A 19,781-nucleotide genomic window follows, 5' to 3' on the forward strand; every position below is an offset into this window, starting at 1 on the left:
CATTGCAGCCGGTTTCGGCATCCTCACCGCTTGGCCGGTGTAGCTTTAAGTTCTCGGCGCATCCACCGGATGCGGCAGCTCTACAAGCATCCTTGAGTTGCATTCGATGTTAAAAGAAAGGCAGCCGAAGCTGCCTTTGAAGTTTAATGCTGTCCAACGAGGGTCGGTGGAGACGTCATGTCTATGAAAGCTCGCGGCTAGGCGTATTTCATACACGAGACGAAACCATGTTGCTCCACTTTTGATCAAAGCGGCTTAATAGCCCGTTAACAGCGTCCCATTTCCGGAATTTATGCTGGAGATGTGCCGCGGCGATACATCTCGCCTCCTCGGAATGCAGCCGTTCAGCTTTTCAACTCGACAAGACCGTCGAACAGATCCAGCGCTTCCGGATTGGCAAGCGCCTCCTTGTTCTTGACGGGCCGGCCATGCACGACGTCGCGAACCGCCAGTTCGACGATCTTGCCGGACTTGGTGCGCGGGATATCGGCGACCTGGATAACCTTGGCCGGCACGTGGCGCGGCGAAGCGCCGGTGCGGATGCGAGCCTTGATCGCCTTGACCAGATCTTCGGTCAGCGTCAGACCGCCGGCGAGGCGCACGAACAGGATGACGCGAACGTCGTCGTCCCAGTCCTGACCGATGCAGATGGCTTCCGCGACCTCCTCCATCTGCTCCACCTGATTGTAGATCTCGGCGGTGCCGATCCGCACGCCGCCGGGATTGAGCGTGGCGTCGGAACGGCCATGGATGACGATGCCGTCATGTTCGGTCCATTCGGCGAAATCACCGTGACACCAGACATTGTCGAAACGCTCGAAATAGGCGGCGCGGTATTTCTGCCCTTCGGGATCGTTCCAGAACATGACCGGCATGGACGGGAAGGCCTTCGAGCAGACGAGCTCGCCCTTTTCGCCGCGTACCGGCTTGCCATCGTCGTTCCAGACATCGACGGCGAGCCCCAGGCCCGGCCCCTGGATCTCACCGCGCCAGACCGCCTTGAGCGGGTTGCCGAGCACGAAACAGGAGACGATGTCCGTACCGCCGGAGATCGAAGCCAGATGCACGTCGCTCTTGATACCTTCGTAGACGAAGGAGAAGCCCTCCGGCGACAGCGGCGAACCTGTCGAGGTCATCAGCCGCAGCGCCGAGAGATCGTGGCTCTCCTTCGGGACGATGCCGCCCTTGCGGACTGCGTCGATATATTTCGCTGAGGTGCCGAATACCGCGAACTGCTCGGCTTGCGCATAGTCGAACAGGACATTGCCGTCCGGCGCGAAGGGCGACCCGTCGAACAGGCAGAGCGTGGCGCCGACCGCGAGGCCCGAGATCAGCCAGTTCCACATCATCCAGCCGCAGGTGGTGAAATAGAACAGCTTTTCGCCGGGTTCGAGGCTGCAATGGAAACGATGTTCCTTGAGGTGCTGCAGCAGCGTGCCGCCGGCCGAATGGACGATGCATTTCGGCACGCCGGTCGTGCCAGAGGAAAAGAGGATATAAAGCGGATGGGAGAACGGCAGCGGAGTGAACTCGATCGCCCTCTCCTCGTAAGGTGCCGTGAAATCGGCAAGCGTACGGCCATCGGCAAGCGACGCGGCAAGCCCCGGGGCATCGCCCGCATAAGGCACCACCAGAACCGGCGTCTTCAGGACCTCCGAGACTGTCTTCACCTTGGCGGAGACATCCTGGAGCTTGCCGTTGTACCAGTAACCGTCGCAGGTGATGAACAGTTTCGGGCCGATCTGGCCAAAACGATCAAGCACGCCCTGCTCGCCGAAATCGGGGGAGCAAGAGGACCAGATGGCGCCGATCGAGGCGGCGGCCAGCATGCAGGCCACTGTCTCCGGCATGTTCGGCATCATCGCGGCGACGCGGTCGCCCTTCTGGATACCGAGCGCCGTGAAGGCTTGCTGCAGGCGGGAGACCTCGGCGCGGAGCTTATCCCAGGACCAGCGATAGCTCACCTTGTCCTCGCCGCGGAAGACAAGCGCATCACCGGCGCCCGTTTCGGCGAGCAGGTTTTCGGCAAAATTCAGTGTCGCATCGGGGAAAAAGCGGGCGGCGAGCATATCTTCGCCGTTGATCAGCGCGCGTTCGCCGCGCTCGCCCTTGACGCCGCAGAAATCCCAGACCGCCGACCAGAATTCGGCGCGCTCGACGATCGACCATGCGTAGAATGCATCGTAGTCGGGAAAGCTTTTGCCATAGCGCTCCGCGCACCAGCCGATGAAATGATAAAGCGGGGTTTTCTGCTGCGCTTCCTTCGAAGGACTCCACAGCGGCTGTTCGTTGTCCATTCCCATTCCTCCACCCCCGGGAGAACCCGGCCCGACATCGGAAACCAGGGTCCTGTCCTATCTCCATCCGCGCCCGTCCCTCAGGGCTGGACGTGTCGGCCTGTATAGCATGTTGCACCGCGTGATAAAGAGGACAGCCGGGGGACGTTGCACGGATTTGCGCGGGGCTGGCATTTCCTATATGCGCGTGGTGATCATGCTCACCAATCCGATCGGAAATCTGCGGAAGAACCTGGGCCGCCCGCTGGGCCGGCGGTCGCGCCGCGTTCTGATCGGCGCTATCGTCGCCCTCTGCCTGTTCGCGCTTTTCCAGCTTATCGCACCGTTCCTGATTTCATCGGCCGTCGTGCGCGAAAGCATGGAGCGGGCGGTCGCCGAATGGACCGGCCATGACGTGGAGATCGAGGGAACACCGGATATCCGCTTCTGGCCTGAGCCTCGGATAACGCTCAGAGACATCACCATCCGCAAGCAGGCAGAAGACGGCGAGCGCGTGCTCGGCCGGGTCTCGCGGCTTTCGGCCTCCTTCGATCTCACGGAGGCCCTGGTCGGCCAGCCTGAGTTCAAGGACTTTCGGCTCATGGATCCGGAAATTTACGTCCTCAGGGAGGCCGACGGCAGGCTCGACTGGACGAATGACGGGCTGCTCAGCCGCGCAGTGCGCGACGCGCGGCCGGACGGCAGCGGCCAGGCGCTGACGGCGGATGACGACGCGCGCATGGGCGATGTCGGCATCACCAACGGGACGCTCGAAATCTCGGACGTCGCCAGCGGCCGCGTCACACGGTTCCAGTCGATCAACGGCACGCTCGACTGGCCCTGGCTTTCTCGCGGCCTGGAGCTGAAGGCGGATGCCACGCTCAACGGCCGGGCGCTGACGCTGGACATAAGTTCGACGCAGCCCCTGCTGCTGCTCTCGGGCAGAAGCGGCGACATCTCGGGCACGATGGCGTCCACCCTCTTTCATGGCCAGTTCCGAGGCGTCGCCGACCTTGCCGCGCAAGCGTTTCTTTCCGGCGATGCCGAACTGACGGTCCCTGATCTCGCGGCGGCTATGAGCTGGGCCGGCCTGAACTTTTCCGGCGTGGAACACGTGAAGAGCTTCTCGCTGGCTACCCACCTCGTTACCAGCGACAACATCCTGCGCTTCGATAACCTCTCCCTCAGCCTCAACGACGCCAAGGCGACAGGCATACTCGATCTGCTGCTGCCCGCGGGCAAACCGCCGAGACTTACCGGCACGCTCGCCTTCGACCGGATGGATTTTTCCGCGGCACTTGCCGCCATTGCGCCACGCACCATGGGAGACGCCAGCCAGAGCGATGGCCAGTTCGCCGAACTGGAACTCGACCTGAGGCTTTCCGCCCAGCAGGCGACACTCGGACCTTTCCAGCTTTCGGAGGCGGCCGTGAGCGTGATGAACACCGGCGAACAATCCCGTATCGACATTGCCGACAGCGATTTCGATACGGGCCGGCTGACCGGTCGGCTCGCTACTGTGAAAGGCGGCGTGGCCGGGGCTGTCGCGCTGCGCCTTGCTGTCCAGGACGCCGATTTCGGCAATATCGTCAGGGAACTCGGCCTCGCCGGGCCACTTCCGGCGGCACGCGGATCGTTGGACCTGGCGCTCGACGTCGACCGGCCGCTGGAGCCGGAGGCATGGCGCAATGCCAAGGGTACCTTGCGCTTCCGTGCGGACCGCGGTTCGTTTTCAGGCGTCAATATTGCCGGCATCCGGCAACTCGCGGCGCAAAGACCCTATTTTCCCTTGAGCGATGCCGGCACCGGCAGCCTGGAATTCGACCATATCGACATATCCGCCGATCTTGCGGACGGTTCGGCCGATATTCGCGAGGGGAAGATAACTGGTGCCGCCGAGACGCTGACGCTTTCGGGCGTCATTCCCTATATCAACAACAGCCTCGCGCTCTCGGCAACCGTCGAACCGATCCCACAGGGAGCCAATGCCGCGCCGCTGATGGTCTTCATCGGCGGTTCCTGGCCCGACCCCGTCATCTGGCCTGTTTCGCAAACTCCGGCGAAACCCCTACAATGAGCCGAATCAACCGGATGGGGGTAATCTGGTGGCGCCATTCCTGATCAATCTATGCAAGGCGCTGCTCGCCTGTCTCATCATGGGCGCGGTCCTAAGCTTCTTTGGCATCACCATGCCGTCGCTGTTGGCGCTCCTGCACCTGACGCCGGAGGATATCCGGATCGGGCTCGAGAACGCCTATGTCTGGTCGGTGCCGCGCATCGTGCTCGGCGCCGTCATCGTGCTACCGGCCTGGCTGCTCATCTACATCTTCTTGCCGCCGCGTGGAGGCGCGTGAGCGTCAGGTCGTACCACGGGCTGCGACGTGTTCGTCGCGGATACGCCGCATCTCGGCCTGTTTGGTGCTGATCGAGGTGATGATGACGCCGATGGTGACCAGCCCGATCAGGATGGTGCAGATCGCGTTGATTTCCGGCGTGACGCCCAGGCGAACCTGGCTGTAGATCTTGATCGGCAGCGTGGTGGCGCCGGGACCTGTGGTGAAACTCGCAATCACCAGATCGTCCAGCGACAGGGTGAAGGCCAGCATCCAGCCGGCGATGACAGCCGGAAAGATCAGCGGCAGGGTGATCTTGAAGAAGGTCTTGACCGGGGGGCAGCCGAGGTCGAGGGCCGCCTCCTCCAGGCTGCGGTCGAAGGTCAGCAGCCGCGACTGCACGACGATCGCCACGTAGCACATCGTGAAGGTCGTATGCGCGATGATGACCGTCCAGAAACCACGATCGATGCCGACCGCGACGAACAGCAGCAACATCGACAGGCCGGTGATCACTTCCGGCATGACGAGCGGCGCATAGATCATCCCGGAAAACAGCATCCGGCCGGGAAAGCGCGTGAAGCGCACGAGGGAAAGGGCCGCGAGCGTGCCGAGGACGGTACCGATCGTGGCGCTGATCACGCCGACGCGTGCCGTTATCCAGGCGGCGTCCATAAGACCCTGGTTCGACCACATGGTGCGGTACCATTGCAGCGAAAAACCGCCCCAGACCGTGACCAGCTTGGAAGCATTGAACGAATAGATCACCAGGATGATGATCGGGATGTAAAGGAAGGCGAAACCGAGGGTCAGGACGGTGGCGTCGAAGCGGGATGATTTCATCTCAAGCCACCTTCTTCTGCTGGTTCTGGAAGATCATGATCGGCACCACCAGCATGATCAGCAGGATGACCGCCACGGCCGATGCCAAGGGCCAGTCGCGGTTGCCGAAAAATTCCGTCCACAGCGTCTTGCCGATCATCAGCGTATCGGCACCGCCGAGCAAATCGGGGATGACGAACTCGCCGGTGATCGGGATGAAGCAGATCATCGAACCGGCGATGACGCCCGGCAACGACAGGGGAAAGGTGATCTTCCAGAACGCCTTCCAGGGCGGGCAGCCAAGATCGCTCGCCGCTTCCAGCAGCGTATTGTCCATCTTTTCCAGCGCCGAATAAAGCGGCAGGACCATGAACGGCAGATAGGAATAGACTATGCCGATGAAGACCGCGTAGTCGGTGCGGAAGATCTGCACCTGATCGTCGACGCCGAAAAGGCCGACCGACTGGAACAGCAGCGTCAGCAGGCCGTCGGGCTTCAGGATGCCGATCCAGGCATAGACGCGGATCAGGAACGAGGTCCAGAACGGTAGGATGACCAGCATGACCAGCGTCGGCCGCAGCATCGTCGGCGCGCGGGCCATGGCGAGAGCCATCGGATAACCGATCAGCAGCAGAAGGAAGGTCGAGATCACGGCGATGCGCAGCGAAGACAGGTAGGCTTCGATGTAGAGCGGGTCGTCAGTCAGGAAGAGGTAATTGTCGAAGTCGAGTTCCGAGACGAAATCACTGATCGCGCCGAACCCGTCAAAGAGCGGCGTATAGGGCGGCATGGCGATCGCCGTCTCGGAGAGCGAAATCTTGAAGATGATCAGGAAGGGCGCGACGAAGAACAGCAGCAACCAGACATAGGGAACCGCGACCACCAGCCAGCGGGCGGGATTGGGTTTGTTGGCGGGGTGGGTTTCGGAAACGCTTGCCATCTCCTTGTCCCCCGCTCAACGCGTCAACACGAGGCCGGCATCGCGCGGCCAGGTGAGCCAGACCATGTCGCCGAAGGTGATCGGCCTATCGACGAGGCGGGAAACGTTGGCTTGCGCCGCGCGCACCACCCGGCCATCCGCGAGCCTCACCAGGAAAACCGAAAAGTCGCCCAGATAACCGATGTCCCAGACTTCGCCGTAGACCGCATTGACCGAGGTGTCCGCCGGCTGGTCGGGCGAGATGCGGACTTTTTCCGGCCGCACTGCAAAAGCGACCTTGTCGCCCACGACCGCCTGGCATTCCTGCTCGACCGATACCGCTATACCTTCGCAATCGATCCTGACCGTGCCCGGCGCGCCGAGTGCGCTGTCGGTCGAAGCGACCGTACCTTCGAGGATATTGATGTCGCCGATGAAATCCGCGACGTAGCGGCTGTTCGGCGCTTCGTAGATCTCGGCCGGCGTCGCCACCTGCATGATCAGGCCCTTGTCCATGACCGCGATGCGGTCGGACACCGTCATCGCCTCTTCCTGGTCGTGGGTGACGATCAGGAATGTCAGGCCCAGCTTGGTCTGGAGGTCCATAAGCTCGAACTGCGTCTCTTCGCGCAGCTTCTTGTCGAGCGCACCGAGCGGCTCGTCGAGCAGCAGCACCTTGGGGCGTTTGGCGAGAGAACGGGCGAGTGCGACGCGCTGGCGCTGGCCGCCGGACAGCTGGTTCGGCTTGCGTTTGGCGAACTGCTCCAGCTTGACGAGCTTCAGCATTTCCTCGACGCGGGTGGCGATCTCGCCCTTCGGCAGATTGTCCTGCTCCAACCCGAAGGCGATGTTCTTTTCGACCGTCATGTGGGGGAAGAGCGCATAGGACTGGAACATCATGTTGGTCGGCCGGCGATAGGGCGGCACGCCGGAAATATCCTTGCCCTGCAGCAGGATGCGGCCTTCGGTCGGCTCCTCGAAGCCGGCGAGCATGCGCATCAGCGTCGTCTTGCCGCAACCGGACGGCCCGAGCAGCGAGAAGAACTCCCGCTCGTAGATATCGAGCGTCAGGTTGTCGACGGCGGTGAAGGTGCCGAACCGTTTGGTGATGTTTTCGAAACGAATGAACGGAACCGCCGAAGGATCGGTCCAGGGAGAAAATTTTCGCTTAACCGGTCCAAGAGATTTCGCCATGCCCTTACCCCATTTCGCCCGATTGCTGCTGCCTCAAAAGTAATCGGGGCAGACGTTTCCGCCTGCCCCGCCCTTGATCAGCTACCGGTCTTGATCTGCGTCCAGACCCGGTTCAGGACCCGCTGCTCGCGCGGGCCGTATGGCGAAATGGTGAAGAGTTTCTTGACCACGTCTTCCGGCGGATAGACGGAAGGATTTTCCAGGACTTCCTTGTCGAGGAACTTCTGCGAAGCCAGGTTGCCGTTGGCGTATTGAACGAAGTTCGAAGCCTTGGCGATGACTTCCGGCTTCATCAGGTAGTTGATGAAGGCATGTGCTTCGGCGACATGCTTCGCGTCCGCCGGGATCGCGAGGTTGTCGAACCACATATATGTGCCTTCCTTGGGGATGATGAACTCGATGTTGACGCCGTTCTTGGCTTCCTCGGCGCGGGTCTTGGCCTGCAGCACGTCGCCCGACCAGCCGATCGTGATGCAGCTGTCGCCATTGGCAAGGTCATCGATATAGGCGGACGAATTGAAGGTCTTCACCGACTTGCGAATTTTCGAGTAGACGGCGCCGCCGGCTTCCAGGTCCTTGGTGTCCTTGCTGTCAGGGTTCTTGCCGAGATAGTTCAGCGCTATCGCGAAGGTCTCGTCGGATGCGTCGAGGATGTTGATGCCGCAGGACTTCAGCTTGGCAGCGTTTTCCGGCTTGAAGAGAACATTCCAGCTATCGATCGGAACATTGCCGAGTGCCGCCTTCACCTTGTCGACGTTATAACCGATGCCGGTCGTGCCCCACATGTAGTTGACGGCATATTGGTTGCCGGGATCGTATTTTGCCAGACGCTCGGAAACCACCGGCCACACGTTGGAGAGGTTCGGCAGTTTCGACTTGTCGAGCTTCTGGAAAACCTTGGCCTGGATCTGGCGGGCGAGGAACGGGCCGGTTGGCACGACGACATCATAACCGGAACCGCCGGCGAGAAGCTTGGTCTCCAGCATCTCGTTGCTGTCGAACACGTCGTAGATGACCTTGATGCCGGTCTCCTTGGTGAAATCCGTCAGGATCGACTCATCGATATAGTCCGACCAGTTGTAGACGCGGACTTCGCGCTCCTGGGCCAAGGCAGCCGTCGCGGCGAAGGCCGCGGCGGCAACTGCGGCAGCAAGACTGAGCAAATGACTTTTCATGATCTCTCCTGTTCCAGTTTTTGTCTGCGTGATCGTAAAATCGCGCCTAATTCCCTTATATTTTTCGCGAGAGTAAAAAGTAATTTTACACCCCACAAGGGGGAATGTGCGCCGCCGCAAAACTCATTGGAAATCGAAGGCGCTGAGGCCGGTCACCATTTCATCTAGGCCAAGCGGTCTAGTCACCGGCGGCTCGGCCCGGGAGAGGCAGCCCTGTCTTTCGCAAAGCCGACAGGCGGTGCCGACAAGCACCGTGGCCGCCCTCCCCGGCAGCGCCTCGCCATAGACGGTGTCGCCTACGCTCGACAGATCGCAGCCGAGAAGGATCGCGGTGCGCCGGATCCGCTCTCCGAACCCCGCCTGGGGGCCTTCGAGCGTCCTCGACAATGTCAGGAACATGCCCCCATCCGGCATTTCTACCCTATCGACGAGAACCTGACCCGGCTGGAGGAAGGCGGAATGCAGCCCAAGCTTCGGACAGAGCCCGCCGAAGCGTGCCTGCGGGAACCCTTGAGCGCCGGCGCGGCGGATCACGTTGCCGGCGTGGTCGAGTTCCATCAGAAAAAACGGGATGCCCGGCGCGCCGGTCCGCGCGAGCGACGTCAGGCGATTGGCAGCCTGCTCGAACGACACATCGAAGCGCGAGCGCAATACGTCAAGATCGTATCGGGCACGCTGGGCTGCTGCGAGAAAAGCCCCGTAAGGCATCATCAGCGCATGGGCGGCATAACGGGCAAGTTCGAAGCGGCCGATGCGCCGCGCCTCGTTGGTGGAGAGGGCGAGGTCTGCGAGTTCGGCGGCGATCTCCTGGCCCAGCGCCAGAAGCGCCACTTCCATGGCAAGCTCGCGGGTCCGGTCGAAGGGCGACAGCCGTTCCGACAGGAAGAGCCGCATGGAATGTCGGTCGTAACGCCGACGCAGGTTCGGCATCGCGTGGACGGGCAGCGTGCGCACCACGATGCCATGTTCGTTCTTCGCCCAGGCCTTCAAGGCGCCCGGCAGTTCGTCGCCTGTCCCGAGCCGGGCCGCGAAGGTTTCGGCGGCATCCTCGATGCGCGCGAAAAAATTGGGGCGGCGCTCCAGCGTCTCGCGCACCTCGTCGATCGGCAGGCGCGTGCCGGCAATAGAGGTCTCGTGCCCCTCGCGGGCAAGGAGGTCGGCGAGATCGGAAAGCCTGGCTGCCTGCTCGCGATAGGCGCGATAAAGCTTCATCAGCCCGAGCGCCGCGTTGGGAGCCGCCTCCGCCACCTCTATGATTTCCTGGTCGCCGGGGATTTCACCCGCCAGCAGCGGATCGGCGAACACTTCGCGTAGCCGCCCCGCAAGACCACCGCCCTCGCCTTGCAGCGCATCGAGATCGACCTTGTAGACGGAGGCGAGCTTCAAGAGGAGCTGGACGGTGAGAGGTCGCTGGTTACGCTCGATGAGATTGAGGTAGGAAGGCGAAATGCCGAGAGCCTCGGCCATGGCCGTCTGGGTGAGCCCAAGCCCCAATCGCACCCGCCGCACCCGCGGGCCGGCAAAAATCTTTCGCTCTGCCATTTGTCACCCTTTTTACAAAATCGGGAAGTCCGTCGGCTTTACTATTTTTACATTTTCACAGAAGCCGTTGTGAAAGACAAGACATCCTAACCCCTTTCCAGGCGCCAATCTGGCATCTTTTCTGGCAGTGCAGCATTCAATTCTGTAAATATAGTCACATCAAAACCGCATCGAGCGGCCGACGAATTTACATAGGAGGAATGCAATGACAGATTTTTACACGCTGGTTCCCGGTGCCCAGAAAGGTCGTTTCGAGGGGATCGAGCGTCCCTATTCCGCAGACGACGTCAAGCGGTTGCGGGGCTCGGCGGAGATCCGTTATTCGCTCGCCGAAATGGGTGCCAACCGGCTGTGGTCGCTGCTGCATAGCGAAGACTTCGTCAACGCGCTTGGCGCCATGACCGGCAACCAGGCCATGCAGCAGGTCCGGGCCGGGCTGAAGGCGATCTACCTGTCGGGCTGGCAGGTCGCAGCCGATGCCAATACCGCTTCCGCCATGTATCCGGACCAGTCGCTCTATCCGGCCAATGCGGCGCCAGAACTGGCGCGGCGCATCAACCGGACGCTGCAGCGCGCCGACCAGATCGAGACCGCCGAGGGCAAGGGCCTTTCCGTCGATACCTGGTTCGCGCCGATCGTCGCGGACGCGGAAGCCGGGTTTGGTGGTCCGCTCAACGCCTTCGAGATCATGAAGGCGTTCATCGAGGCGGGTGCGGCGGGCGTCCATTACGAGGACCAGCTCGCATCTGAAAAGAAGTGCGGCCATCTCGGCGGCAAGGTGCTGATCCCGACCGCCGCGCATATCCGCAACCTGACGGCCGCGCGACTTGCCGCCGACGTCATGGGCACGCCGACTCTGGTGATCGCCCGCACCGATGCGGAAGCGGCAAAGCTGCTCACCTCGGATATCGACGAGCGCGACCAGCCCTTCGTCGACTACGATGCCGGGCGCACGGTCGAGGGCTTCTATCGGGTGAAGAACGGGCTCGAACCCTGCATCGCCCGCGCCGTCGCCTACGCACCCTATTGCGATCTCATCTGGTGCGAAACCTCCAAGCCGGACCTCGAGCAGGCCCGCCGGTTCGCGGAGGGGGTCCACAAGGTGCATCCCGGCAAGATGCTCGCCTATAACTGCTCGCCGTCGTTCAACTGGAAAAAGAACCTCGACGACGCGACGATCGCCAAGTTCCAGCGGGAACTGGGTGCGATGGGCTACAAGTTCCAGTTCATCACGCTCGCCGGTTTCCACCAGCTGAATTTCGGCATGTTCGAGCTCGCCCGTGGCTACAAGGACCGCCAGATGGCAGCCTATTCGGAGCTGCAGGAGGCGGAGTTCGCCGCCGAGATCAACGGCTACACCGCCACGAAACACCAGCGCGAGGTCGGCACCGGCTATTTCGACGCCGTCTCCGTCGCCATCACCGGCGGACTTTCGTCCACCACCGCGATGAAGGAATCGACCGAGCACGACCAGTTCAGGCCTGCCGCGGAATAGCTCCAAGAACTCATCACCAAGAGGAGAACCGACATGAACATCCAGACCCACGTCAAGGAACGCGCCGAAGAGCAGTCAAGCGCCATGACGCCTGACCAGCAGGCGGCGATCCGCACGCTTGCCAACGACCTGCATCGCCTCAACCATGCGATCATGAAGGCGGTCGAGGCCGGGGTTTCGGTGGAGCTCGTCCGCTCCGCCCGGCATCACGGCGGTGACGGCCACTGGGGCGACTTGATGATCCCGGTCATCGTCACCAATCGGGTGCAGTGACCGGAAGACAGGTCTAAGGCTGGCGGCCCGCAAATAGCGGGCCGTGCCCTCGGACGAACTTCACCATCCGATCGACCACCGTGCGGATATCCCGGCGGTGGCGGTCGTCGTTGTTCATGACGATCCACTGGGAGTGCCGGAGGTTCTCGATCTCTCCGCCGACCCGCTCCAGCCGCATGTCCTGGTCGCCGACGAAACAGGGAAGGACTGCGGTTCCGGCACCGCCCAGCGCCAAGTCGCGCAGGGAGCGCGGGCGGTTGACGGTGACCGCCACCTGCGCCGCCCGTTCCTGATGCGGCCAACGCAGATAGGCGGAAATCGCGTCCTCCCCCGAGACCGCAAGCCAGCGGTCGGCAACCGAGGGGTGGGCGTTGCGGGCACGATAGGCCGCATAGGCGACCTCGCCGAGCCTGGTCGCAGCCAGGTTCGGCTCCTCCGGCTCGAAGGCGCGGATGCCGATGTCGCTTTCCCGGTGCGCCAGGCTCGCGCGCCGTTCGGCAACGTAGAAATCGAGGCGGAAGTCATCGCGCTCCGTGCGGATAAGCGAGAGATTGCGGGTGAACATCCAGGCAAGCCAGGTGCCACAGGCAACCCGCACCAGCGTCGAGCCGGCGCCCTCCCGTTTCCAGCTCTCGATGCGGCGGGCAGCGCCTTCCATCTCCATAATCTGGGCAAACAAGGCAGATCCGTCGGCCGTCAGCTGATAACCGGTACGGCTGCGCAAAAACAACGGACGCCCGACGGCCTCTTCCAGATCGAGCATCCGCCGGCCAATCGTCGCGGGGCTCAATCCGGTCGTGCCGGCAGCACCTGACAGCCCGCCGAGGCGGGCCACCTGCATAAAAAGTTCGTAGGCGTCCCAATTGACGTTTTTCATGCGTGAAAGACATAACGGGAATCTGGCGGTACAAGAAGCAGTTTTTGAGGTTTAATAAAGGGGACGATTTCCACAAACGGAGGAATTCCGATGTATGAGAACATCGTCGCAGCCGCCTTTTCGTACCTCTTCCGAACAAATCCCGTCCGTCGCGATATCGCAGCGGAGAACGATTTCTACGAACGTTACGCCCAACCCTACCCGCGCTGGTTCGTCAGCCTGCAGCGGTTGACGGACAGACGTAAAACGACAACGGGCGGCATCGCTGCCGCCCATGAGATTGGTTCCAGTCTATCCGGTGGCGCGGGCGAAGGCCAAAACTCCGACTGCTCCTGCCTTAGGCAATATTACCGGACGGTGCCGGTGCGGTGTGGCACCCCACTTTCCGCAGCGCCCGGCTCGCCATCACGTTGACATCGGCAGATATTATGCCGCGCGAGAATAACCCGAGCGGCGACTGTTCGCGTCGATGCGGAACTGCTCCACCAGTTCAAGCAGGGCATCCGCCTCGCTTGCGAGACGTCGGCTTGCCTCCGTCGTCTCGCCGACCATCGCGCCGTTCTGCTGGGTCATCTGGTCCATGCGGTTGACGGAGTTGTTGATGTCCTGCAATGCCGCCGATTGATCCTGGCTGGCTGTCGCGATCATTTCCACATGCTGGCTGACGCCGGTGATCTGCTGGCTGATCGCAGCCAGCACTTCGCCCGCCTGCTGCACCAGGCCGGCACCGGAGCTGACCTCCTGACTCGACTGGGTGATCAGATCCTTGATCTCCTTGGCGGCGCCGGCGGAACGCTGCGCCAGTTCGCGAACTTCCTGCGCTACGACCGCAAATCCCTTGCCGGCCTCACCGGCACGAGCTGCCTCGATGCCGGCGTTGAGCGCCAGAAGGTTGGTCTGGAAAGCGATGTCGTCGATCACTTCGATGATCAACTCGATCTTGCCGGAAGCCTCCTCGATACGTCCCATGGCGGCAACCGCGTTGCTCACCACCGTGCCGGAGCTGTCGGCACTCTTCTTGGTGATCGCGACTGCCCGGTCGGCCTCGCGGGCGCGCTCGGCCGAGGAACGGACCGTCGCAGTGATCTCGTCAACCGCGGCGGCCGTCTCCTCGAGAGACGCCGCCTGGGTTTCGGTACGGCGCGAAAGTTCGGTCGAGGAATGGCTGAGATCGGCACTGCTTTTCTGGATGGAGAGCGTGCTTTCGCGGATGTGGGAAAGCGTGTCGCGCAGCCGGACGATGGAGCCGTTGAAGTCTGTGCGGAGCTGCTCCAACCGGCCGGAATACTGTGTCTCGATCGTGCTCGACAGGTCGCCCTGAGCCAGGCGGGCCAAAGCTGCACCCAGTTCGCTGACTGCGGTATCGATCTCGCGGTCGACACGTTGCTTTTCGGCGTCGTTGCGACGGCGTTCGGCCTCCGTTTCGGCGCGATCCTCGGCGCTGCGGCTCTCGAGCCGTTGTTTCTCGTGCGCCGCTTCCCGGAAGACTTCCAGGGCGCGAGCGATATTGCCGAATTCGTTGCGGCGTTCGACATAGGGGATTTCGTTTGCGTCATTGCCTTGGGCAAGCGCATGCACGACACCGGTCAGCACTCCGAGCGGCCGCAGCAACATTCGAAGCGCGAACAGGCTCGCGATGCCGACGACGAGAAGAGCGCCAAGCGACGTGCCGATGACGATATAACCCGCGGTAGCGATATGGGCGAAATAAACTTCCATCGGGATGCCGATGAAAAGCAGGCCGGTGACACCGTTCGAGGCATTGGTGATGGGGAAATACCCCGTCATGAAATCCTTGCCGAACAGGACAGCCGGCCCGAAATAAGCTTCCCCGCGCCCCAGGAACGGCTGCGCCGGATGCTCCGCCGCAAGCTTGGTACCGACCGCTCGCTCGCCCTTTTCCGTCTTCACATTGGTCGATACCCGGACGTAGTCGGTGCCCTTCTTTTCGAACAGGGTCGCGACACCGCCAATGGCGGATGCCGTGCGATCGACGAGGTCATGGTCTTTTACCGCCCCCTGGGCCTGACTGACACGGATGACCACCCCGTCACGGATCTCGGTTTTGGCGCCATCCAGTTGCAGATCGTAAAGCAGGCTCATGGTGCGTATCGCCTTGCGGGCATCGGCCTTCGCAGTCTCCATGATATCGCCGCGCAGGTAGGTATAGGTGAGGCCGCCCACCGCTATCACCGCAACGAAGATCATGAAGAGGCAAAGGAGAACGATCCGCGAAACCACGGATGACGGCAGGATTTTGTTCATTAAGGCCAGCTTCCCCGCAAAATTATGAACTGGCCAAGTATCACCGGCGGAAGTGAAAATTTACTAAATTTGAATGTAGTAAGTTAAAGACGCCGCTGAGGCGCGGAGCTGACGCAAACCCAAGCTCGGGAATGCGCGAAAATAAGCTAGGCCAGCGCTCCTCGAGCGTGACTAAAGACCGCTGCCGTTCAGGCACGCGGTGAAATCGAAGAGCGGAAACTCTTAGAAAAAGAACGTCGGAAGCGCGAGGAGCGCGGCCGTTGCTCCGATGGCGATCGCGAGAAAACGCAGGCGAATGAGCTTCTGGTTATCCTGAACCTTAGCGATTGCTATTGCGCGGGCACGGCTGGGTCTCTGCATGGAAACGGGCACTCCAAGGCAAGTTGCTCTGGCGCTCCAGCCGCCACCGGCAGGAAGCGCATGCCCGCCTTAAACCACAGGATTTGGCTGGCATTAAGGCAGGATGGCGCGCTCACATTAACAAGTGCTGAATCAACCTATACTACAATGCCTCCCCACAAACATGGCCCGAAGCCCAGGCCCATTGGAAATTATAGCCGCCGAGCCAACCGGTCACATCCACGCATTCGCCGATGAAATAAAGGCCGGGCACCGCCTTTGCCTGCATGGTCTTCGAATCCAGTTCGCAGGTGTCGATGCCGCCGAGCGTCACCTCAGCCGTCCGGTAACCTTCCGAGCCGGCGGGCCGGATGGCCCAGGCCTGGATGGAGGCAGCCAGGCCCTCGACCACCTTGTCGGGAAGATCGGCGAGATGCCCCGTCAGGCCGCGGTTTTCGACGAAGAACTGAGCCAGCCGTTTCGGCAACACCTCCGCCAGCACCGTCTGCGCCGCCTGGCGACCGTTGGCCTTGCGGGCGGTCTTGAGGACTGCTGCGATATCGAGATCGGGGTCGATGGAGAGCGTCACGTCGTCACCTTCCCGCCAGTATGACGAGATCTGCAGGATCGACGGGCCGCTCAAGCCTCTATGCGTAAAGAGCAGAGCCTCGCGAAAGACCGTCTTGCCGTGGCGGACTTCGGCCGGCACCGCGATGCCGGAGAGCGGCGAGAGCTTTTCGAGCAGGCTCGGATCGAGCGTCAGCGGCACGAGCGCCGGCCGCGTCTCGACGATCTTCAGGCCGAATTGCCGGGCAATGTCGTAGGCGAAGCCGGTAGCGCCCATCTTGGGGATCGATTTGCCGCCGGTCGCGACCACCAGGGATCCAGTCTCCACCGGTCCATCTGAGGTGCCGATGCGGAAACCCTCGGGCGCCTTTTCGATCGAGGTAATCTGCTTCTGCAGTTCGAGCGTAACGTTCGCCGCCTTCATCGCCGACAGCAGCATGCGGATGATGTCCTTGGCGCTGTCGTCGCAGAAGAGCTGGCCAAGTGTCTTTTCGTGCCAGGCGATGCCGTGACGCTCCACCATGTCGAGAAAATCGCGCGGGGTGTAGCGGGCGAGCGCCGACTTGGCGAAATGCGGATTGGCGGAGAGATAGTTTTTCGCCGTTGCATGGATATTGGTGAAATTGCAGCGGCCGCCGCCGGAGATGCGGATCTTTTCGCCCGGCGCCTTGGCATGGTCGAGCACCAGAACCGAACGGCCGCGCGCGCCGGCGCGGATGGCGCACATCATGCCCGCCCCGCCGGCGCCCAGGACCACCACGTCGTATTTCCGCGTCACCGCATTCTCCTTGTTTCGATATCTGCTGTTTTCGATCGGCAACTCAAAGTCAATGGCATCTCCCTCTCGCCATTCGCCAATCCGTGGTTATGATGGAACATCCGATTAACCCCACCCCGATGTGTCATGCCGCGCAAAAAAACCGCCCCCGCCCTCGCAACCGGCACCGTGGCGAAGGCCGCAACTGCCCAGCCGACGCTCACTTCGCTCAGAGGGGTCGCGGACTGGCGGGAGGCCGCCGCCTGGCTTCGGGCGCGCGGGATCGAGGACATCGAGTGCATCACGCCCGATCTCGCCGGCGTACCGCGCGGCAAGATGATGCCCTCTTCGAAGTTCACCTCGAATACCTCGCTGGCGCTGCCGTCCGCCCTCTACCGGCACACGATTTCCGGCGAGTATCCGGAAGAGACCGGCACATTCCGCTATGAGCCGCGCGACAGCGACCTGAAGCTGGTGCCGGATCTTTCGACCCTTGCGGTGGTGCCCTGGGAGACCGACCCGACCGCGCAGGTAATCTGCGACATCGTTGATACCGAGGGCAAGGCGGTCCCCTATACGCCGCGCAACGTGCTGAAGAACATCCTCAAGCTCTATGAGGAGCGCGGCTGGAAGCCGGTCGTGGCGCCGGAAATCGAATTCTACCTCGTCGCCAAGAACGACGATCCGGACTATCCGCTGCACCCGCCGAAAGGCCGGTCAGGCCGCTCCATCCTCGGCGGCCAGGGTTATTCGATCGCCGGCATCAACGAATTCGACGAGCTGATCGACGACATCTACCATTTTTCGGAAAAGCAGGGCCTCGAGATCGATACGCTGATCCACGAGGAAGGCCCGGCGCAGCTCGAGATCAACCTGCGCCATGGCGACCCGATCGAACTCGCCGACCAGGTGTTCATGTTCAAGCGCACCATCCGCGAGGCGGCCATGAAACACGGCATCTACGCCACGTTCATGGCCAAGCCGATGCAGGGCCAGGCGGGTTCGGCAATGCACATCCATCAGTCGGTGGTCGACATCAAGACCGGCAAGAATGTCTTCTCGAACCCGGACGGCTCGGCTTCCAAGGAATTTTTCCACTTCATCGGCGGCATGCAGACCTATGTGCCGAAGACACTCGCGATGATGGCGCCCTATGTGAACTCCTACCGCCGCCTGACGCCCGACATGTCGGCGCCGGTCAACAATGCCTGGGGTTACGACAACCGGACCACCGCCTTCCGCGTGCCGGTATCGGATGCCAATGCCCGCCGCGTCGAAAACCGCCTGCCGAGCTCCGACGCCAATCCCTATCTGGCGCTCGCGGCCTCGCTCGGCTGCGGCCTGCTCGGCATCATGAACGCGATAGAGCCGGGACCGCCGACCGAGGATACCGCCAACGAGGGATCGATCGAACTGCCCCGCGGCCTGCTCGAAGCCGTGTCGCTGCTCGAATCCGATCCGGCGCTCGCCGGCGTCTTCAGCGCGGAGTTCATCGGCCTCTATGCCGGCGTCAAGCGCGGCGAGTTCGAGACCTTCATGCAGGTGATCAGCCCCTGGGAGCGGGAATTCCTGCTTCTCAACGTGTGAGGGCTGCTTCTTGGATGAATGGCAGAGCCCGATCGCGCCGGGAATTTCCTGGTATCAGGCAACAATCCGCGAGCGGCCGACCTATCCGGCGCTCGACGGGTCGAAATCCGTGGACGTGGCAATCATCGGCGGCGGATATACCGGCCTGCAGGCGGCTTACAACCTCGCAAAGGCCGGTATCTCCGTCGCACTGATCGAGGCCAGCCGGTTCGGCGACGGCGCGTCCGGCCGCAATGGCGGACAGATGGGCACCGGACAGCGCTGGTGGCCGGAAGATCTCGAAAAGGAGGTCGGCTACGAGCGCTCGAAGGCATTGTTCGACATGGCCGAGAACGCCAAGCGACATCTCCTCGACTTTGCCGAGGCCCACGGCATCAACATGGACTACATGCCGGGGCAGATGAACGTCTGCCACAAACGCGGCCACGAGAAGGAATACCAGGCGACCGCCGAGATCGCGGCGGAGCGCTACGGTTATCCGCACCTCTCGTTCATGGACGGCCAGGAGACCGCCGAGCGGCTCGGCACGAAAGACTATTATTGCGGCGTGCGCGATACCGGCACCGGCCATATCCATCCGCTGAAGCTGCTGGTCGGGCTTGCCCGCGTGGCGCAGGCGGCCGGCGCCCAGATTTTTGAGATGACACCGGCCACGGCGATCGAGAAGACGAGAAACGGACCCGGCGGCAAGATCCTGGTCCGGACGCCCAAGGGTCCGCTGACTGCCGACCGGGTTCTGATCGCCACCAATGCCTATATCGGCAATCTCGAACCGGTCACCGCTGCGCATATCATGCCGATCGGCTCCTTCATCGCCGCGACCGCACCGATCGACGATTTTCCCGGTGTCCTCCCCGGTGGCGAGGCCGTCGCTGATTCGCGGTTCGTGGTGCGTTATTTCCGCAAGAGCCGGGACAACCGGCTGCTGTTCGGCGGCCGCGAGGTCTATACCTCAAGCAACCCGGCAGACACGGCGAACGCCATCCGCAGGCAGATCGTCGATACCTATCCGGCACTGAAAGACGTTGAAATCACCCATGCCTGGGGCGGAAATGTCGGCATCACCATGCCGCGCCAGCCTTTCGTGCGCGAAGTCATGCCCGGCGTCACGTCGATCGGCGGTTATTCCGGTCATGGCGTGATGCTGTCAAACTATTGTGGCAAACTTTATGCTGATATGGTCGGCGGCAAGGCGACGGATCTCGACCACCTCGCCGCACTCAAAATTCCCGCCTTCCCGGGCGGGCGTCACATGCGGACTCCACTGCTTTTCCTTGCCCTCACGTGGTTTGCGCTGCGCGACAGGCTCTGACAAAGCAAGGTCCGGAACACACTTGAAAAGCCAATTCGGGCTAGCGTT

16 protein-coding genes are annotated in these 19,781 nt (G+C 62.0%); 7 read left to right on the forward strand and 9 right to left on the reverse strand.

Annotated features, from left to right (window positions below; all coding sequences use genetic code 11):
* Nucleotides 1-344: 344 nt before the first annotated feature.
* Nucleotides 345-2,297: an acetoacetate--CoA ligase gene (locus tag ABCW43_RS08125; RefSeq protein WP_345922910.1), complete on the reverse strand. Its 1,953-nt coding sequence runs from the start codon at nt 2,295-2,297 to the stop codon at nt 345-347.
* A 181-nt stretch (nt 2,298-2,478) separates the two neighbouring features.
* Here ABCW43_RS08125 and ABCW43_RS08130 point away from each other — a divergent pair, with 181 nt between their 5' ends.
* The gene (locus ABCW43_RS08130) at nt 2,479-4,353 is read left to right on the forward strand and encodes an AsmA family protein (RefSeq protein ID WP_345922911.1); all 1,875 of its coding nucleotides are present in this window, start codon (nt 2,479-2,481) and stop codon (nt 4,351-4,353) included.
* A gap of 28 nt (nt 4,354-4,381) precedes the next feature.
* Complete coding sequence (locus tag ABCW43_RS08135; RefSeq protein WP_345922912.1) at nt 4,382-4,630, forward strand: hypothetical protein; 249 nt, start codon at nt 4,382-4,384, stop codon at nt 4,628-4,630.
* Nucleotides 4,631-4,633: 3 nt separating this feature from the next.
* Here the strand turns inward: ABCW43_RS08135 and ABCW43_RS08140 are convergent, their stop codons facing one another.
* The 5 genes from ABCW43_RS08140 to ABCW43_RS08160 form a co-directional block, all read right to left on the reverse strand.
* A complete protein-coding gene (locus ABCW43_RS08140) occupies nt 4,634-5,452 on the reverse strand; it encodes an ABC transporter permease (protein WP_046628299.1) in 819 nt (272 codons plus the stop codon).
* Between the two features lies 1 nt (nt 5,453).
* Nucleotides 5,454-6,371 (reverse strand): ABC transporter permease subunit, encoded by a 918-nt coding sequence (locus tag ABCW43_RS08145; RefSeq protein WP_345922913.1) that lies wholly within the window; start codon nt 6,369-6,371, stop codon nt 5,454-5,456.
* Between the two features lie 15 nt (nt 6,372-6,386).
* Nucleotides 6,387-7,544: an ABC transporter ATP-binding protein gene (locus ABCW43_RS08150; protein ID WP_345922914.1), complete on the reverse strand. Its 1,158-nt coding sequence runs from the start codon at nt 7,542-7,544 to the stop codon at nt 6,387-6,389.
* A gap of 77 nt (nt 7,545-7,621) precedes the next feature.
* Nucleotides 7,622-8,719, reverse strand: coding sequence for a polyamine ABC transporter substrate-binding protein (locus tag ABCW43_RS08155; RefSeq protein ID WP_345922915.1), 1,098 nt, complete (start codon nt 8,717-8,719; stop codon nt 7,622-7,624).
* A 123-nt stretch (nt 8,720-8,842) separates the two neighbouring features.
* Complete coding sequence (locus ABCW43_RS08160; protein WP_345922916.1) at nt 8,843-10,261, reverse strand: helix-turn-helix domain-containing protein; 1,419 nt, start codon at nt 10,259-10,261, stop codon at nt 8,843-8,845.
* Nucleotides 10,262-10,466: 205 nt separating this feature from the next.
* Between ABCW43_RS08160 and aceA the strand changes: the two genes are divergently transcribed.
* Both aceA and ABCW43_RS08170 read left to right on the forward strand, forming a co-directional pair.
* A complete protein-coding gene (gene aceA, locus ABCW43_RS08165; protein ID WP_345922917.1) occupies nt 10,467-11,756 on the forward strand; it encodes an isocitrate lyase in 1,290 nt (429 codons plus the stop codon).
* A 33-nt stretch (nt 11,757-11,789) separates the two neighbouring features.
* Nucleotides 11,790-12,029, forward strand: a complete 240-nt coding sequence (locus ABCW43_RS08170; RefSeq protein WP_046603281.1) for an SMc00767 family acetate metabolism repressor — start codon at nt 11,790-11,792, stop codon at nt 12,027-12,029.
* 13 nt (nt 12,030-12,042) lie between these two features.
* Here ABCW43_RS08170 and ABCW43_RS08175 read toward each other — a convergent pair whose 3' ends face one another.
* On the reverse strand, nt 12,043-12,906 hold the full coding sequence (locus tag ABCW43_RS08175) for a LysR family transcriptional regulator (RefSeq protein WP_345922918.1): 864 nt from the start codon (nt 12,904-12,906) through the stop codon (nt 12,043-12,045).
* 90 nt (nt 12,907-12,996) lie between these two features.
* Here ABCW43_RS08175 and ABCW43_RS08180 point away from each other — a divergent pair, with 90 nt between their 5' ends.
* On the forward strand, nt 12,997-13,320 hold the full coding sequence (locus ABCW43_RS08180) for a hypothetical protein (RefSeq protein ID WP_345922919.1): 324 nt from the start codon (nt 12,997-12,999) through the stop codon (nt 13,318-13,320).
* 12 nt (nt 13,321-13,332) lie between these two features.
* Here ABCW43_RS08180 and ABCW43_RS08185 read toward each other — a convergent pair whose 3' ends face one another.
* Complete coding sequence (locus ABCW43_RS08185; protein ID WP_345922920.1) at nt 13,333-15,171, reverse strand: methyl-accepting chemotaxis protein; 1,839 nt, start codon at nt 15,169-15,171, stop codon at nt 13,333-13,335.
* Nucleotides 15,172-15,673: 502 nt separating this feature from the next.
* A complete protein-coding gene (locus tag ABCW43_RS08190) occupies nt 15,674-16,855 on the reverse strand; it encodes a BaiN/RdsA family NAD(P)/FAD-dependent oxidoreductase (RefSeq protein ID WP_345922921.1) in 1,182 nt (393 codons plus the stop codon).
* Nucleotides 16,856-16,981: 126 nt separating this feature from the next.
* Between ABCW43_RS08190 and ABCW43_RS08195 the strand changes: the two genes are divergently transcribed.
* Together ABCW43_RS08195 and ABCW43_RS08200 are read left to right on the forward strand one after the other, a co-directional pair.
* A complete protein-coding gene (locus tag ABCW43_RS08195) occupies nt 16,982-18,421 on the forward strand; it encodes a glutamine synthetase family protein (RefSeq protein WP_345922922.1) in 1,440 nt (479 codons plus the stop codon).
* Between the two features lie 10 nt (nt 18,422-18,431).
* Entirely contained in the window at nt 18,432-19,733 is a 1,302-nt protein-coding gene (locus ABCW43_RS08200) for an NAD(P)/FAD-dependent oxidoreductase (RefSeq protein ID WP_345922923.1), read from the forward strand.
* Nucleotides 19,734-19,781: the final 48 nt, after the last annotated feature.

Origin of the sequence: Neorhizobium tunisiense (genome assembly GCF_039631515.1) — a bacterium.
GTDB lineage: Bacteria > Pseudomonadota > Alphaproteobacteria > Rhizobiales > Rhizobiaceae > Neorhizobium.

What these genes read in the sequence shown, in the direction of transcription:
- ABCW43_RS08185 (WP_345922920.1), bottom strand. Translation starts at nt 15,171, where the DNA reads ATGAACAAAATCCTGCCGTCATCCGTGGTTTCGCGGATCGTTCTCCTT.
- aceA (WP_345922917.1), top strand. Translation starts at nt 10,467, where the DNA reads ATGACAGATTTTTACACGCTGGTTCCCGGTGCCCAGAAAGGTCGTTTC.
- ABCW43_RS08145 (WP_345922913.1), bottom strand. Translation starts at nt 6,371, where the DNA reads ATGGCAAGCGTTTCCGAAACCCACCCCGCCAACAAACCCAATCCCGCC.
- ABCW43_RS08160 (WP_345922916.1), bottom strand. Translation starts at nt 10,261, where the DNA reads ATGGCAGAGCGAAAGATTTTTGCCGGCCCGCGGGTGCGGCGGGTGCGA.
- ABCW43_RS08195 (WP_345922922.1), top strand. Translation starts at nt 16,982, where the DNA reads ATGCCGCGCAAAAAAACCGCCCCCGCCCTCGCAACCGGCACCGTGGCG.
- ABCW43_RS08150 (WP_345922914.1), bottom strand. Translation starts at nt 7,544, where the DNA reads ATGGCGAAATCTCTTGGACCGGTTAAGCGAAAATTTTCTCCCTGGACC.
- ABCW43_RS08130 (WP_345922911.1), top strand. Translation starts at nt 2,479, where the DNA reads ATGCGCGTGGTGATCATGCTCACCAATCCGATCGGAAATCTGCGGAAG.
- ABCW43_RS08155 (WP_345922915.1), bottom strand. Translation starts at nt 8,719, where the DNA reads ATGAAAAGTCATTTGCTCAGTCTTGCTGCCGCAGTTGCCGCCGCGGCC.
- ABCW43_RS08125 (WP_345922910.1), bottom strand. Translation starts at nt 2,297, where the DNA reads ATGGACAACGAACAGCCGCTGTGGAGTCCTTCGAAGGAAGCGCAGCAG.
- ABCW43_RS08170 (WP_046603281.1), top strand. Translation starts at nt 11,790, where the DNA reads ATGAACATCCAGACCCACGTCAAGGAACGCGCCGAAGAGCAGTCAAGC.
- ABCW43_RS08175 (WP_345922918.1), bottom strand. Translation starts at nt 12,906, where the DNA reads ATGAAAAACGTCAATTGGGACGCCTACGAACTTTTTATGCAGGTGGCC.
- ABCW43_RS08140 (WP_046628299.1), bottom strand. Translation starts at nt 5,452, where the DNA reads ATGAAATCATCCCGCTTCGACGCCACCGTCCTGACCCTCGGTTTCGCC.
- ABCW43_RS08180 (WP_345922919.1), top strand. Translation starts at nt 12,997, where the DNA reads ATGTATGAGAACATCGTCGCAGCCGCCTTTTCGTACCTCTTCCGAACA.